Source organism: Selenomonas sp. FC4001 (assembly GCF_000701565.1).
Classification (GTDB): Bacteria; Bacillota; Negativicutes; order Selenomonadales; family Selenomonadaceae; genus Selenomonas_A; species Selenomonas_A ruminantium_B.
The window spans coordinates 221,915-236,625 of record NZ_JNJF01000004.1; the positions used below are offsets into that span (position 1 = coordinate 221,915).

The following is a 14,711-nucleotide window of genomic DNA, read 5'->3' on the forward strand; positions in this document are numbered from 1 at the left end:
CTCGATTAAGAATCGCGAATGCATCTTTGCTTGAATCTGTGGTGATAGTATGGTGACTTATAGTATAACAAGTCAGCGTAGTCATTTGATATATGCACTTTGGAATGTAAGTTTATCAAGGATTAAGTTGGTTTTCCGGTTTACAAGTTTACAAAAACATATTGACAAAAGATATCAATTAAGCTAATATATAAAAATAGCATAGAACATATATAGATAATGTATAGTAAATGTACAAAGGGGTACATCGCATTGAGGAACACAAATTCCTGAGTGAGGTGTGCCTTTTTTGCGTGAAAGGATGGATGTAAATGAGAAAAAAGATAGGTTTGCCGTTAGGATTATTTACGCTGTTGGTGATACTTTTGTTGCCTACACCACCAGATTTGTCAACAGCAGGACATAGAATGCTGGCGATATTGGTGTTCTCTGTCGTAATTTGGATGTTTGAAACGGTTTCTTATCCGGTATCTGCTGCAATAATCATCTCGCTTATGGCATTCCTGCTTGGCACGGCACCGAATATGATGAATCCTGATAAGGTTTTAGGAACTTCCGGAGCGCTAAAAATGGCAATGTCGGGATTTTCTAGTCCTGCTCTTGCCTTGGTAGGAGCAGCGTTATTTATCTCAGCCGCGATGATGAAGACTGGTCTTGATAAACGCTTGGCCTTGTTTATTCTGTCTAAGATTGGTGCCAAGACTAAAAATGTTCTAGCCGGAGTAATTCTGGTAGGTTTTATCCTAAGTTTTTTTGTCCCCAGCACTACAGCCAGAGTGTCGTGTATGGTGCCGATTGTTATGGGCATCATTGCCGCTTTTGGTGTGCCACTTAAAAGTCGGTTTTCAGCGGTGATGATGATTGCCATCGCTCAGGCTGACAGCATTTGGAATGTTGGGATAAAGACGGCAGCGGCACAGAACATGATTGCGTTGGAATTTATCGAGAAACAGTTGGGGACAACTGTTAGCTGGCTGGATTGGTTTATAACAGCGGCTCCCTTTGCTGCAATTATGAGCGTGATTTTGTATTTCTTGTTGTTGAAACTTGTACCTCCTGAAATGGATGAGATAGAAGGTGGGCAGGAAACCGTGGCACGGGAATTGAAAGCGTTAGGCCCGATGACGCTGAGTGAAAAGAAATTGCTGGGAATATCCCTGTTGCTGTTATTTCTATGGTCTACGGAAAAGATATTGCATAACTTTGATACATCTTCCACGACAATGGCGGCGATAACGGCCATGATGCTTCCAGGGATAGGGATTATGACGTGGAAAGAAGCACAGGCCAAAATTGGTTGGGGAACACTTGTGCTGTTTGGTGTAGGAATAAGTCTTGGTTCTGCAGTTCTATCTACCAAGGCTGCAACTTGGATAGCGCATATGATTGTGAATGTATTTGGTCTGTATCATACGTCTGCTTTTATGATTATAGCTATTCTGGCTATGTTCCTGATTGTGATTCATCTGGGATTTGCTAGTGCAACTGCATTAGCGGCAGCGATGATTCCGATTATTATTTCGGTGCTTCAAGGAGCAGCCGAATATTCACATCTTAACGTTGTAGGGATGACACTGATTTTGCAATATGTCATTTGCTTTGGATTTATCCTGCCGGTAAATGCTCCACAGAATATGGTGGCTTTCGGTACGGAAACATTTGAGGCAAAGACATTTATAAAGACAGGTATTCCGCTGACCGTAATAGCTTATAGCCTCATTATGCTGATGGCGGCAACATATTGGAAGTGGCTTGGAATTATCATTTAGGTCTCATAGCTGACTGCGACTGAAGATATCATCCAAATGGCTATCAAAATTGTGGGATGATAAGTTTTAATGGCTTGGCACATAGTTTATTGGACAATGTGCCAAGCTTTTTGTGTTGTTGCAGAGCTCCGGTGGTGTGTGGATTAAAATAAGTCGCATAATTTTTTCGAGTAGAAGAAATTATGCTTCATGGAATAGTATTCAACCCATAGAGGCCTTGTTTTACAAATATCTTTTCTAGGACACTCCGGATTTCCATCTGCCAGACAAGCAACAGGAGCCAAAGTTCCTTCCATAAGTTCGATAATTTCTCCGACCGTATAGTCCTCTGGTGGACGAGACAGTTTATAGCCGCCGCCTTTACCGCTTGTGCCAATAATCAGATGGCTGCGAACTAAATCTTTCACAATTATTTCCAGGTATTTCTTGGAAAGCTCCTGACGGGCAGCGATATCCTTAAGTGGGATATACTGCCCCTTTTCATGTTCAGCTAAGTCAATCATAACGCGAAGTGCATAACGCCCGCGAGTGGAAATCATATAATCAACTCCTTGGTATGGAAAAATTTTATCACCTATTATACTACAAGGTAATTGGATGCGCAATAACAAAATACCTATTGACACCATGGGTAAGAAGGTATACAATCTAAACATGATTTTTTTAAATGTAAATATAAAATGTTAAGTTTTGGATGTTAAAAAAGAGTATTGTTGTTGTGTAATGTATTTGTATTGGAGAGTAGGAGAAAATTATGCCGACAGAAAATCACCATCACGAATATGACCATGTTCATGAACATGCGGATTGGCATTTCCATGAACATGATGCCAATCATCCGCATGAGCATGGCTGTGTAAATGACTATATGCAGGCTGTAGCAGAATATCGTAAAACCTTTGCTACAAAGAAGGACGTTCTGGAGGAAACGCCAGACCCTGCCGTGAAGGAACTTTTGCATAGGATGGATGAGTTAGGACATGAGACAATCTTTGACCGCTTCGATGCACAGAAACCACAATGTTCTTTCGGCCTTGCTGGTGTATGTTGTAAGTTCTGCAATATGGGGCCATGTAAGATAACCAAGAAAAGCCCCAAAGGTGTGTGTGGTGCAGATGCGGATTTAATCGTGGCACGAAATCTTCTGCGCAGTGCAGCTGCTGGTGTAGCCCAGCATGGTGCCCATGCCAGAGAAATATTGCTTACCATGAAGTTTGTTGCCGAAGGCAAGCTGAATCTGCCGATTTTGGGAGAGAAGAAACTTCGTGCTGTATGTCAGGCTTTTGGCATTGAAACTAGAGGGCAGTCAGCAAAACGGTTAGTGGGGAAATTGGCCGATGTGCTGCTGGATGATTTATCTCGTCCACTGCCGGATGATTATAGAACTATCCGCTCTTTGGCACCTGCAGAGCGTCAAGCTGTATGGGATAAGCTGGGGATTATTCCCATAAGTGCTTATCAGGAAGTATTTGATGCGTATCACCGTACAGGTGTGGGAACGGACGGCGATTATAAAAGTATATTGAAGGCCTTCCTGCGCTGTGGTCTGGCATTCTGCTTTACTGGTGTAGTAGCGTCAAATATCGGTACAGATGTTCTGTTCGGCACCGGCCATCGGGCGACTTCCAAAGTCAATGTTGGTGCCCTAAAGAAAGGGTACGTCAATATTGCTGTACATGGGCATCTACCGACCCTGGTCAGTGAAATTGTTCGCATAGGCCATTTGCCGGAAATGGTGGAACTGGCCAGGGAAAAAGGTGCCAAGGGGATTCAGTTCTATGGGATTTGTTGTTCTTGCCTGGCGGCTATGTATCGCTATGAAGGGGTAATTCCCTTGTCTAATGCAGTAGGTGCAGAACTTATTCTGGGGACAGGAGCACTGGATTTATGGGTGGCTGACGTGCAGGATGTTTATCCGGCGATTATGGATGTTGCCCGCTGCTTTAAGACAACAGTGGTCACTACCAGTGATTCAGCGCGTTTGCCGGGAGCTGAGCATTATGCTTATGATTATCGGCACAGCAATATCGGTGACACGGAAAAATTGGCTCGTAAGATTGTGACCAGAGCCATTGAAAGCTTCGCTGACCGCCGTGATGTAGCTGTATCGATTCCACAGTATGAGGTTACGGCAAATATTGGTTTTACTGCAGAAAACGTAGGTGCGCAGTTTGATAATTTCCAAAAGCTTTATGAGGCATTAAAGGATGGGCGTATCTTAGGTATTGTCAATATGGTTGGCTGCAGCAATCCACGCGTGGTTTATGAAAAAGCAACACTTGATGTAGCGGATGTTCTACTGGAAAATAATGTGCTGATTTTAACCAATGGTTGTGCATCGTTCCCGCTGTTGAAACTCGGGTATTGCAGCAAGGAGGGGGCAGAACGGTGTGGTAAGTCCTTAAAGGAGTTTGTTCAGGAATATGATGTACCACCGGTTTGGCATGTGGGTGAGTGTATTGATAACACCCGCTCGTCTGGAATTTTTGGTGGGGTAGCGGCAAAAGCCGGACAAGCAATTAAGGATATGCCTTATGCTTTCGCCAGCCCGGAGTGGTCGAATGAAAAAGGCTTGGATGCTTCCCTGGCATTCCGGTTATTCGGTATTGACTCTTATCATTGCGTGGAACCGCCAGTTCAAGGCTCAACGGCAGTCGAAAAATTTCTAAAAGAAGATACGAAAGACCTTTTAGGAGCCGTAATGACGGTTAATGTCAATGGACGGGAGTTAGGTGAAAAAATTGTTGCGGATATGAAAGAAGCACGAAAAAAATTAGGCTGGGGGTAACGCTATGCGAAAACTATGGAGTGTAATACTTCTGCTCCTGCTTATAGGTGGTACAGGCTGGTTTTTATGGTCAGGAGATAGACAAAGTGCAGCGGAAGAAAAACATACGGTGCGCATTGCCTATCTGCCCATAACACATGCTTTGCCCCTATTTGCGGAAAAAGAACTGCTGACAGCAGATGATGATGTACAGGTAGAGCTGATTAAATATGGCTCATGGCCGGAACTTATGGATGCATTAAATACCGGTAAAGTGGATGGCGCGTCTGTGCTTATAGAACTTGCCGTAAAGGCCAGAGAACAAGGCATCGACGTACGGGCTGCGGCCTTGGGACATAAGGATGGCAATGTGATTATCGGTGGAAATGGCATTGAAAAAGTCGAGGATTTGCGTGGCAAAATCTTTGCCATACCGCACAAGCAGTCTACCCATAATTTACTTTTGCAGCAGATGCTTGCCGAGCATGGCATGAGTCTTCAGGATTTGACGGTTGTAGAATTGTCACCACCGGAAATGCCGGCAGGACTTGCTCAGGGTCAGATTGCCGGTTACTGTGTAGCCGAACCGTTTGGTGCCAAAGCGATTGCTCTGGGGAAAGGGCATATTTTGGCTAAAGCAGAAGATTTATGGCCGGATAGCTTATGCTGTGCTCTCGTATTTAATGGTGATTTTGTGAATAAACATCATGAACTGGCAAAGAAAGCAACAGCAAAATATTTAGCTGCTGGAAAGCATCTAACCGAACATGAAGAGGAGCAGCCCCAAATTGCTCAGCTATATTTGAAGGCTAAGGCAAAAGTCGTGGAAATGTCTTTGAAACTCATTCGTTATGATGACCTGCAGATTACGCCTGAGGCTTATGCCGAACTAGTAAAGCGTATGTCTGCGGCAAAATTGATTGAACGCATACCGGAATATGAGGATTTTGTAGACAGAACGCTCCTGCCGTAAATGTTGGGCAGGAGTGGAAAGGCGTGATTATATGCATAAGGTTAAATATATTGGTGGTTCGCTTATTATCTTGTTAGCGTTTTGGCAAATCGTAACCTGGCTGGGGGGCTGGAATGAAGCGTTGTTTCCTTCGCCATTAGGAACCGTGCGTGGTTTGGGAGAACTTCTGGCTAGTGGTGTGCTGGCTGCAGATATTCGTGCTAGTCTCAGCAGATTTGCTCTGGGTTATATCAGTGCAGTGGTTTTAGCCATGGCCTTAGGATTGGTATTAGGCTGGTATAAAAAAATCTGGAATTATCTTAATCCAGTAGCGCAGGTATTGCGCCCGGTATCACCTGTGGCCTGGCTGCCGTTTATCGTATTATTCTTCGGCATTGGTGAAATGCCCGCTCTTGTTATCATATTTATCGCTGCCTTTTTTCCCGTGCTTTTGGCCACTGTAGCGGCGGTGCAGGGGATGGAACCTGTGTACTTAAAGGTCGCTAAAAATTTTGGCATAGGCCAGCCTCAGATTTTAGGGAAAATCGTATTCCCCGCAGTTTTTCCCCGTATTGCAACAGGCCTGCATTTAGCTTTAGGGACAGCCTGGGTATTCCTCGTTGCTGGAGAAATGGCTGGTGCGCAATCTGGTCTTGGCTTTTTGATTATTGATGCCCGTAATAATCTAAGAGCAGACTGGCTGATGGCTGCAATACTGACCATTGGTGTTCTGGGCTTAGTCTTGGATGGAATCGTAAGTTATCTGGAAGGGCAGATTTACCGCCGGTGGGGATTAACGAGGAGGACCTAAGTATGAGTTATATAAAAGTGGAAGATGTATCCCGTCAGTTTACCAAGGCGGATGGCAGTGTGTTTCAAGCTCTTGACCATGTGGATTTGGAGATAAAGCAAGGAGAATTTATTTGCTTGCTTGGGCCGTCTGGTTGCGGCAAAAGTACCCTGCTCAATATTCTGGCAGGCTTTGAAGGGGCTAGTGCTGGAACGGTTACGATTGATGGACAAACCGTGGCTAAGCCTAGTCCGAAATATGTGACGATTTTTCAGAACTATGGCTTACTGCCTTGGCGTACTGTACTAAAGAATGTAGAACTCGGATTGGAAGAACAGCAGCTTCCTGCAGATGAACGGGAAAAAATTGCTCGTCACTATTTGGAGGTTGTCGGTTTGCAGGATTTTGCAGACAGCCATCCGGCAGAACTATCCGGTGGGATGCAGCAGCGTGTGGCAATAGCGAGAGCATTGGCAGTTGACCCGGAAATTATCTTTATGGATGAACCATTTGCGGCGTTAGATGCTTTAACCCGTATGAAATTACAGGATGAGGTATCGGCTATCTGCCGAGAGCAGAAAAAGACCATTATTTTTGTCACGCATGATATCGATGAAGCGGTGGTGCTGGCAGACCGCATTGTGGTCATGACACCAAATCCTGGACAGATTAAAACCATACTGCCGGTAGACCTGCATGGTCAGCGCGACCGTACCAGCCCGGATTTCTGGGATATCCGTGAACGAGTTTTTGAGTGCTTTGCCTTAAAACCTGAGGATAAAACCGAATATTACATTTGAGATAATGGAACACATTTATCCGTTTCATGGACGGGCTACCGTCAAAGGGAGTATAATAAACTCACTATAAACATGGAGGGATAAATGTGTTTCGTGCATTATCGTTGTTATGCCTGTTATGGGGCTTCAACTGGGTGGTCATGAAAGTGGCCAATGAATATTTTTCGCCATCATTTTTTGCTATGCTCCGTTTTTCCACAGGGTCAGCTATATTGTTAATGGTAACCGTGATAAAGCAGTATGCTATTATGCTGGCATTGTCTGCTGCCATGGTATGGGCTGCAGGGAATGTTGCCATGAAAGGCAAGCTTATAGGATGTGACCTTACGTCGCTTACGGCATGGCAGATGACAATTGGTGCCGTAGTATTAGCGGTTTATAATGTATTTATAGGAGATTGGTACGCTGAGTGGAATACACTGTCCATTGCTTGTATTGCCTATAACGGCGCTTTGGCATCTGCGGTTGCTTTTCTGCTTTGGTGTTACTTGATAAAGCATATGGAAGCCAGCAAGGCAGCCATATCTTCTCTGGCTGTTCCAGTAGTGGGTATCGTTTCGGGAATTGTGTTTTTGGGATAAAGTCTGACGCTGGCTATGGGAATGGGCATGCTGCTGGTTTTTGCAGGTATTGTCCTGGCGCAGAAAGGCTAATGAAAAATAAGCTTGCAGTTTTATCTGGATTTATGGTATGTTATTGGCTATCCCCTTGACGGTGGAAATGCTGTCAAAAATTAAGATGTAAAGGAGAATCCCCGAAATGTGTGTGTTACGGTTTGAAGAGAGACCTAGGAAATTTAACGAAGGCAGTGCAGTGCGGCTTATTGATGCACTGAGAAATCAGAATCCGAAAAAGTCCAACAGAGCATCAGAACAGAATAAAAGTGTGGTCGTGGCATGAAAATGATAACCATCAAATTTGACGGTGAAGATTATCCGGCTAGACTAATCGATGTAAGTGGCAAGCGGTTGATATCGATAGATAGACTGGATGTTGCACTTATGACCAAGGACGGCTGTTATGTATCAGAGGAAGCCCGCGCTATTGATGAAGGAGTTTTCCTCTATGTACCGGAATCAATGATAGCCACAGACGAAAAAACACTCGTGCAGTATGTAAAGGAAATGGCTGCATGAGGAATATAGTACCTTACAGGGGGTGTGAAATAACACATCCCTTTTTGTATGCAAGGGGAGGGACAGCAGCGTTCTTCAATAATAGCAAATTGACATGTTGATTATTACATACTATAATGGGAGATTGTAATTGACGGGTCAATTACAGAGAGGAGCGACATCATTTTGACAAAAGAAAAATTATGGACACGGAATTTCGGTGCGTTAATTGCGGCGAATGGCCTGTTGTTTGCAAGTTTTCATTTTTTACTACCGACGATTACCCTGTATGCGGCAAGTCTCGGGGCTACAGGAATGCAAATGGGGTTAATTGGCGGTATTTTTGGTTATTCAGCGATTTTTATCCGCTTGTTTACGGACACGGGAGTGCGGGCTTTTGGTAAGAAAATTTGCTTGTATGCTGGTCTCGTACTTTGTGTTTTGGCAACGCTTGGCTATATGCTGTTTGCCAACATCCATGCCTTGGTGTTTGCCCGGGTAATCCATGGTTTTGGCTTTGGCCTGTCTACGACTTTTGCGGCGGCGCTGGCGGCCGATGTGATTCCTGCTTCCCGCCGGGGCGAGGGGATCGGTTATTTCGGTTTGGGAAGTACTGTCGCTATGGCTATGGCTCCAGCTTTAGGATTGTGGCTTTTGTCTGAGGGGGCAGTAAATCTTTTCTTATCGTCGATAACTGCTGCCCTGCTGGCCCTGTTCTTTGCCTATATCTGCCGGGGGAAAAAGCATGTATCAGAACTTCCTGAAGTTTCGCCTATCAAGTCTTCCATCCGCAACCGCTTGTGTGAACGCAATACCGGGGGACCGGCACTACTGACCATTTTGTTTGGTGCTGGCTACGGCAGCGTCAATACCTTCATTGCCATGCTGGCAGCGGAAAAGGGGATTGAGGGAGCTGGCCTTTTCTTTGTAATCGGTACATTATTCATCTTTATTTCCCGTCCCTTCGGCGGCAGGTTACTGGATCGTTATGGGGCCTTTGCAGTGGTTCTCCCTGGGGCAGTTTCGTACTTGGCGGCCTTGGGGCTTTTGCTTTGGGCACCGTCGTTGGGCTGGATACTGACAGCATCGGCTTTTTATGGCTTAGGCGCTGGTGCCCTTTTACCGGCACTTTTGACATGGATGCTCAATCAGGTGCGGCCGGACCGACACAGTGCAGCCAGTGCCACGTTCTACAATATGCTGGATATTGGCACGAGTACCGGTATTTTGGTGCTGGGAACTGTAGCTGGGGAAATTGGTTTTACCGGAATGTTTGGCTGGATTGCCGCTATAATGGGCTTGTTTTTGTTGCTGGCAGTTATTCAGTATCGCAGCAAGGATGATGCAACAGTTGTGTTGGATGATCTGAAAACCAAGAAAGCTGATGGGGGATTATAAAGATCTCACTGATTACATGCTGGCAAACAATATCAGCGCCGAAGATGTTCTAGCAAAAATTAAAAACTAAGGATATATAAAAATGAGGCTGATGCAATGCACCAGTCTCATTTTTATATATCCTTAATCGTGGTTGTCAATATCCGACTTATTTCTTGTTAGTCTCAGGATGATTTGCCTTATAGGTATCGTTCTGCGCGATAATATCAAGGAATACTAAGGGCTCATCCTTTTCATTTCTGAGCGCGTGAGACTGACCGGGGCGGGCAATGGTGATGGAGCCAGCCCGTACAACCGTTTCTTTGCCAGTGCCATCCGTAAAGATACCCTCGCCGGAAATGATGATATAAGCATCTTCGTTGAAAGCATGTTTATGCAGGCCGATGGATGCGCCTTTCCTTAAGGTCATCCAGCCGATTTCTTTCATGGCAGACTCTGCAGGTGGCATATCGCGAGTAAAGGAGAATTTTCCATATAAAGTACCTTTTCCTTTTGCGACATCCTGCTTGTCCAGCGTAATCAGCTTATCCGGTGTGTAGCATTGCTCATCTGGTGCGGCTGCCTTGCTGTCCGCAGCAAAAGCAACTGTTCCAAATGCCATACAGCCTAATGCACACAGGATTGCCAAACGTTTTTTCATGCAAAACCACCCTTTCTATAAAACATGATTTACAACACTGGTAATTCATTTCGATATGAACCAGCTGATTCCTCCTTTTCATAGAAATGTTTTGAATGAAAAGGAACTTGTCTAGAAATAAGATATTTATTTAGGTAGGCTCTTCACCAGCCTTATAGTAGTCGGATTGCACGACAAGATGAATGGTGGTAACACTGTTGTCGTTACCCGTGGTATGCAGTTCGATGTTCTGAGAAATTTTGCCCGTGAGTGCTACATGATTCATAATTAAATCCTCCTCATAGATAAACAGTGGATGTTCTTGCAGGCTTATCACCCCTCCTTTTGCCGCCTGCCCGCCGGATTTTTTATTTTTGACGCCCGTATAATGCGGCAGACAAAAACAAAATCTGTAATAGATTAAGTCAGGATGGCTGCCGCCACCTGCTAATGTTTGTTATATTTTTTGTGGCAGGATACCTGCCGCAGTGTAATGGTTTGTAATGCTTTGTGTGGAGAAGGAATATCCGGCAGATTTGTAGAAAAGAAGCGAAGATGGCAAATAATGTGTCCTCAGGTCGTGATGGACACAGATTGTATAAAGAGGTGAGCATTACTATGGCTAAGTATTACGATGGCTGTCCCCGATGCGGGAGAAGAGACTTTGGTGAAATTTTACACTGTAAGAGGTGCAAGACTGATTTTTGCACGAAATGCCAGGGAAAACGAAAACTGGCCGACGGTACAGAATATGGATGCTGCCCTCGATGTGGAGCGGAAATAGATGATGATGATACGGTGGTTGTTGTGACCACAGAGAAGGAAAATGCCAGGAAGAGCTAGTGTGTTGTTTCAAAGGAAAAATGATACAGATTTGAGATAAAATGCGTTGGAATAACATGAAAGGGTTGACTTTATCCTTGAACTGTATTATCTATCAATCGAATATGTGATAGATTATGAAGGTGCAACCAACTCCATAGATAAAAGGGGCATTGGGAGAAAAATTACTATGGACAGAATAGAAAGATTATTGGTCTTTGGTGATATTCATGGTAAATGGGATCGGTTTATGATGGCTTATCAAAAGGCGGCTTTCAATCCTGATAAGGACTTGTTGATTTTCCTGGGAGACTATCTTGACCGCGGTGAGCAACCGGTGCCAGTGATGGAGTGGGTAATGGAACACTTAGGCCAAAAGCATATAGTATTCCTGCGCGGCAATCATGAGCAGATGTTTTATACGGCTATGAAAGCTAAAGATGAGCCGGATAATCTGCTGTCGTTTCTATTTGGTTCGCCTAAAGCATTGTGGCTCAACAACGGAGGCAGTATAACCTTATCCGAAATAGAAAAGACAGACCGGAAGGATAGACTCATTGACAGTTGGCTGAAACTGATAGAGCAACTGCCATTATATACAGAAGTCAAGGTTAATGGCCGTATATATTGGTTTATGCATGCTGATTGTGAGCCGGATGTTCCTCTAGCCGAGCAAAAAACAAAAACATTATTATGGAACAGAAGCCTGGCAATGCATCCACAACTTCACCAAGGAAAACAGATTATTGTTCTGGGGCATACTCCTGTGCAGGCCTTAGGCTATCAAGCAAATCCGCAATGGTTACAAGATGGCAGGCTGGTTTTAATGGACACGGGGAGTTTCATGGGGAATGGCCGCGTATCCTGCGCTGATTTATTAAGTGGGGAAGTATATCAGTCATCGATATAGCGAGGAGAATATAAAAACGAGAAGAAGGGCTTAGTTTATGGCTAAGCCCTTCTTCTCAGTTATTTCCAATATGAATTAAATGTTCCTTTGGGATAATCCTTAGGATGAGCCCAGCCAACGGTGCCATCGGCTTTTCTAAGGCACATCCAGAAATCAATGCCTAAATCAGCAGTGGTTGCCTCTCCAATATAAGCGCCCCAAGGGGCATTCGGTTTAGCATTGGTGAATCCTGAAATGTTGTACCCCTCCAGCCACCAGAGTAGCTGTCCGTTCCATAAGCCCAGGTATGTTCCTTCGCCAGTATACTGGAGCAGATGAATGATTGTACCTGGATACAGTGTGATGAATTGAGGATTGGAAGAGTGTTGATACTTATAGGCCTTGGTGGCTTTCAGTACTTTGACTGCATGGCGATTTGGGTGCGTATAGACCACACAGGAAATACGATTGACAATTTCGCCTGGAGAAATAGCGCCGCTCACTTTGCCGCTATTTGGTGCAGTATAAAGTGTTACAGTGTTTTGGATTTTCAGTTTTGCATCAACTGCAGCTTCGGCTGGCATCCTGTCCCATACTGTATAGTTTGCAGGAATTTCAACAGCTAATGCATATGCTGCAGTTGAAAATAGGAAAGCCATAAGCAAAAAGGGAATTTTCATAAGACACCGACTCATATTATCACATCCTTATCACAGTCTACGGATACCGAACCATTTTGCATCTTGATCCCAGAAAAGCTGAAGTTGAAGGTCTACTGCAAATTTGCGCTGGTAACCATATTGAGCGCCAGGTGGCATATATTCGTGCCTGCTGGTGAGAATGAAGCGGCCAGTAGCATCACTGTTCAGTGCCGTGCTGATTTGATGCCATTCGCCGGGAGTATAACCCATGGCAGCCAGACTATCAATGGAGACGTAAGTAACCCATTGGCCATCTCTCTTGCCGATAATCCAATAGCCGCAGTTTTTTGCATGAGCGCCCCGGTCAGCAATTATCTCGAAAAACTGCATGCTGGGGAACATCGTGTAAATCTTTCGGATTTTATAGCCGATACCGGCATTGGTATCATCGTATCCGGTGAATGAGAGATAGTCACGGGTCCCATTACGGCTCATGAGCCGCAGTACGCCATCCTGCTGAAGTACGAACTTAATGGGCTCATTATCATAGGTCTCGTTAAGAATACGGGTATCCAAATAGAGAAATGTGGATTCACCAGGTGTCAGGAATCCTGTTTCCTGCGCAGAGACCGCCTGCGGGATGCCAAATAGGCAGACCAATAACAAGAAACAACTAAGCAATAGTTTTTTCAATTCAAGCACCTCCTAAAAATGTTGAATCATACATCTACATAGTGGTTCGACTATTAAGCCAGTAATCCTTCAAGCGTATCAGATATAAACGGAGGAAAATTGACTTTTCAATATTCGATATCCGCTCTGATAACCGGAACCATCGCCCGATTCTTCCTCAAACACCTAGGGAAAGTCAACGAGGCAGGAGTACTGGTATTTCACCCGCACTTATAAGAGGAACGATACAGAAGAAATCGCAGAATTTAGCGGTTTCTTCTTTTGTTGTATATGGATACTATTACATAAAACTGTCCCCAAGGCAGGACATAGCATACTGTTGGCGAAAATATAAAATAAGGTAAAGGTTGTGGAGCACTTTGCGGAGATCAAGATTAAGTACGTAGATAGTTTTCCAGGGGTAGAATAAGGTGATTTGAGGTGGCAAATTGGTTAAGCAGCTATTCAATTTTGTAGATGCGGTATGCTGTACGATAACGAGAACACCAGATGATATCGCTAAAATGTCAAGTATTGTATTGCCAGCAGATTATCCCAAATACAAGTGGATGGAAAAATGGTATGTCCATACCGGTCTTTTGCCGAGCAGGGAAAATCGGGAAGAGTACAACAAGGAGCTCATAGCAAAGTACAATGAAAACCACCCGGATAAACCGCTGAATGTAGATATGAATGAAGAACAAAAGCAGAATTTTGACAAATGAGCAAGGAATAATCTATAATTGTCGTAACAATATAATAGCCACCCTGCGGGGTGGCTTTTCGTATGGGGCAGGTGGCCTAACAATGGTCTGCGAATGTGCCGGACTGACCGATTCAGTCGCATCGAAATATATAGAAGAATATGAGACACATATTAAGCAGCAGCATAGACAGAGGAGGACAAGATGCGTTTTTATTTTATTGCCGTTATTATGATGGGAGCTTTGTGGCTATTATGCGAGAATGGGGCTCTGCAGGTCAGCGATTATTTTTGGGAAACAAGCCGCTTTATGGCTTCGGGAAAGCAGGATTTGCAAATAGAACTGCCTGTTTGTCTTGAACCGCTGTCCACGCAAGACGAGGGCTATACAGTATATCAGGCAGAAGGTGAAAATATATTTGCAGATTTGCATAGCGAGCCTTTATATCTATCCGAAGACAGGGCCCGGTATGCGCAGGAAGGGCCACAGAAGCGTGTCCTGAAGATAATCGATAAATATAATGTGCAGGATGCGGAGATGACACATCAGCAGATGGAGGTCGTCAATCATATTCCTCTGCGCAGATTTCATTTTATCGGCCAGCAGAAAGGACAAGACGTAGAAATTGAGGTAGTAACGGTTTCCCGTAAAAGTATAGGCTGGATTTTTACATTCTTCTATGATGCCGGCGATAAAGAAGCAGAAAGACAGGTACAGAAGGGAATTCAAAGCCTGCAATATGTAGAGCGTAATAGATAATTTTACTGGCATAG

The 14,711-nt window shown here is 44.4% G+C and carries 16 protein-coding genes; 11 read left to right on the plus strand and 5 right to left on the minus strand.

Going from position 1 to position 14,711, the window contains the following annotated elements; all coding sequences use genetic code 11:
• Window positions 1-311: 311 nt before the first annotated feature.
• Complete coding sequence (locus T320_RS01095; protein WP_037352121.1) at window positions 312-1,769, plus strand: DASS family sodium-coupled anion symporter; 1,458 nt, start codon at window positions 312-314, stop codon at window positions 1,767-1,769.
• A 143-nt stretch (window positions 1,770-1,912) separates the two neighbouring features.
• Here the strand turns inward: T320_RS01095 and T320_RS01100 are convergent, their stop codons facing one another.
• Window positions 1,913-2,308 carry an RrF2 family transcriptional regulator gene (locus T320_RS01100; protein ID WP_037352124.1) on the minus strand — a complete coding sequence of 132 codons (396 nt, stop codon included), beginning with the start codon at window positions 2,306-2,308 and terminating at the stop codon, window positions 1,913-1,915.
• 215 nt (window positions 2,309-2,523) lie between these two features.
• On the opposite strand from T320_RS01100, the gene cooS reads away from it, so the two are divergent.
• From cooS to T320_RS01135, 7 genes are all read left to right on the plus strand, one after another.
• Window positions 2,524-4,557, plus strand: coding sequence for an anaerobic carbon-monoxide dehydrogenase catalytic subunit (gene cooS, locus T320_RS01105; protein ID WP_081824737.1), 2,034 nt, complete (start codon window positions 2,524-2,526; stop codon window positions 4,555-4,557).
• Between the two features lie 4 nt (window positions 4,558-4,561).
• A complete protein-coding gene (locus tag T320_RS01110) occupies window positions 4,562-5,509 on the plus strand; it encodes an ABC transporter substrate-binding protein (protein WP_037352126.1) in 948 nt (315 codons plus the stop codon).
• A gap of 31 nt (window positions 5,510-5,540) precedes the next feature.
• A complete protein-coding gene (locus tag T320_RS01115; protein WP_026760727.1) occupies window positions 5,541-6,299 on the plus strand; it encodes an ABC transporter permease in 759 nt (252 codons plus the stop codon).
• A gap of 2 nt (window positions 6,300-6,301) precedes the next feature.
• Window positions 6,302-7,078, plus strand: a complete 777-nt coding sequence (locus tag T320_RS01120; protein WP_037352128.1) for an ABC transporter ATP-binding protein — start codon at window positions 6,302-6,304, stop codon at window positions 7,076-7,078.
• 86 nt (window positions 7,079-7,164) lie between these two features.
• The gene (locus T320_RS01125; RefSeq protein ID WP_037352130.1) at window positions 7,165-7,659 is read left to right on the plus strand and encodes a DMT family transporter; all 495 of its coding nucleotides are present in this window, start codon (window positions 7,165-7,167) and stop codon (window positions 7,657-7,659) included.
• Between the two features lie 315 nt (window positions 7,660-7,974).
• Complete coding sequence (locus T320_RS01130; RefSeq protein ID WP_026760725.1) at window positions 7,975-8,214, plus strand: hypothetical protein; 240 nt, start codon at window positions 7,975-7,977, stop codon at window positions 8,212-8,214.
• Window positions 8,215-8,379: 165 nt separating this feature from the next.
• Window positions 8,380-9,591 (plus strand): MFS transporter, encoded by a 1,212-nt coding sequence (locus T320_RS01135; protein WP_037352133.1) that lies wholly within the window; start codon window positions 8,380-8,382, stop codon window positions 9,589-9,591.
• Window positions 9,592-9,739: 148 nt separating this feature from the next.
• On the opposite strand, the gene T320_RS01140 is transcribed toward T320_RS01135, so the two are convergent.
• Together T320_RS01140 and T320_RS14485 are read right to left on the minus strand one after the other, a co-directional pair.
• Window positions 9,740-10,192, minus strand: coding sequence for a cupin domain-containing protein (locus tag T320_RS01140; RefSeq protein ID WP_231465815.1), 453 nt, complete (start codon window positions 10,190-10,192; stop codon window positions 9,740-9,742).
• Between the two features lie 169 nt (window positions 10,193-10,361).
• Window positions 10,362-10,496 carry a single stranded DNA-binding domain-containing protein gene (locus T320_RS14485; protein ID WP_156032684.1) on the minus strand — a complete coding sequence of 45 codons (135 nt, stop codon included), beginning with the start codon at window positions 10,494-10,496 and terminating at the stop codon, window positions 10,362-10,364.
• Between the two features lie 726 nt (window positions 10,497-11,222).
• On the opposite strand from T320_RS14485, the gene T320_RS01145 reads away from it, so the two are divergent.
• On the plus strand, window positions 11,223-11,942 hold the full coding sequence (locus T320_RS01145) for a metallophosphoesterase (protein WP_037352137.1): 720 nt from the start codon (window positions 11,223-11,225) through the stop codon (window positions 11,940-11,942).
• 59 nt (window positions 11,943-12,001) lie between these two features.
• Here the strand turns inward: T320_RS01145 and T320_RS01150 are convergent, their stop codons facing one another.
• Both T320_RS01150 and T320_RS01155 read right to left on the minus strand, forming a co-directional pair.
• Window positions 12,002-12,601: a hypothetical protein gene (locus T320_RS01150; RefSeq protein ID WP_231465816.1), complete on the minus strand. Its 600-nt coding sequence runs from the start codon at window positions 12,599-12,601 to the stop codon at window positions 12,002-12,004.
• A 30-nt stretch (window positions 12,602-12,631) separates the two neighbouring features.
• Window positions 12,632-13,255, minus strand: a complete 624-nt coding sequence (locus tag T320_RS01155; RefSeq protein WP_037352143.1) for a hypothetical protein — start codon at window positions 13,253-13,255, stop codon at window positions 12,632-12,634.
• A gap of 503 nt (window positions 13,256-13,758) precedes the next feature.
• Between T320_RS01155 and T320_RS01160 the strand changes: the two genes are divergently transcribed.
• Together T320_RS01160 and T320_RS01165 are read left to right on the plus strand one after the other, a co-directional pair.
• A complete protein-coding gene (locus T320_RS01160; protein WP_156032686.1) occupies window positions 13,759-13,959 on the plus strand; it encodes a hypothetical protein in 201 nt (66 codons plus the stop codon).
• A gap of 183 nt (window positions 13,960-14,142) precedes the next feature.
• Window positions 14,143-14,697, plus strand: coding sequence for a hypothetical protein (locus T320_RS01165; RefSeq protein WP_037352149.1), 555 nt, complete (start codon window positions 14,143-14,145; stop codon window positions 14,695-14,697).
• The last annotated feature ends 14 nt before the right edge of the window (window positions 14,698-14,711 follow it).

Bases quoted from the DNA above. Each gene is read 5' to 3' on its own strand.
- T320_RS01095 (WP_037352121.1), top strand. From the start codon at position 312: ATGAGAAAAAAGATAGGTTTGCCGTTAGGATTATTTACGCTGTTGGTG.
- T320_RS01100 (WP_037352124.1), bottom strand. From the start codon at position 2,308: ATGATTTCCACTCGCGGGCGTTATGCACTTCGCGTTATGATTGACTTA.
- cooS (WP_081824737.1), top strand. From the start codon at position 2,524: ATGCCGACAGAAAATCACCATCACGAATATGACCATGTTCATGAACAT.
- T320_RS01110 (WP_037352126.1), top strand. From the start codon at position 4,562: ATGCGAAAACTATGGAGTGTAATACTTCTGCTCCTGCTTATAGGTGGT.
- T320_RS01115 (WP_026760727.1), top strand. From the start codon at position 5,541: ATGCATAAGGTTAAATATATTGGTGGTTCGCTTATTATCTTGTTAGCG.
- T320_RS01120 (WP_037352128.1), top strand. From the start codon at position 6,302: ATGAGTTATATAAAAGTGGAAGATGTATCCCGTCAGTTTACCAAGGCG.
- T320_RS01130 (WP_026760725.1), top strand. From the start codon at position 7,975: ATGAAAATGATAACCATCAAATTTGACGGTGAAGATTATCCGGCTAGA.
- T320_RS01140 (WP_231465815.1), bottom strand. From the start codon at position 10,192: ATGGCATTTGGAACAGTTGCTTTTGCTGCGGACAGCAAGGCAGCCGCA.
- T320_RS14485 (WP_156032684.1), bottom strand. From the start codon at position 10,496: ATGAATCATGTAGCACTCACGGGCAAAATTTCTCAGAACATCGAACTG.
- T320_RS01145 (WP_037352137.1), top strand. From the start codon at position 11,223: ATGGACAGAATAGAAAGATTATTGGTCTTTGGTGATATTCATGGTAAA.
- T320_RS01150 (WP_231465816.1), bottom strand. From the start codon at position 12,601: ATGAAAATTCCCTTTTTGCTTATGGCTTTCCTATTTTCAACTGCAGCA.
- T320_RS01160 (WP_156032686.1), top strand. From the start codon at position 13,759: ATGTCAAGTATTGTATTGCCAGCAGATTATCCCAAATACAAGTGGATG.
- T320_RS01165 (WP_037352149.1), top strand. From the start codon at position 14,143: ATGCGTTTTTATTTTATTGCCGTTATTATGATGGGAGCTTTGTGGCTA.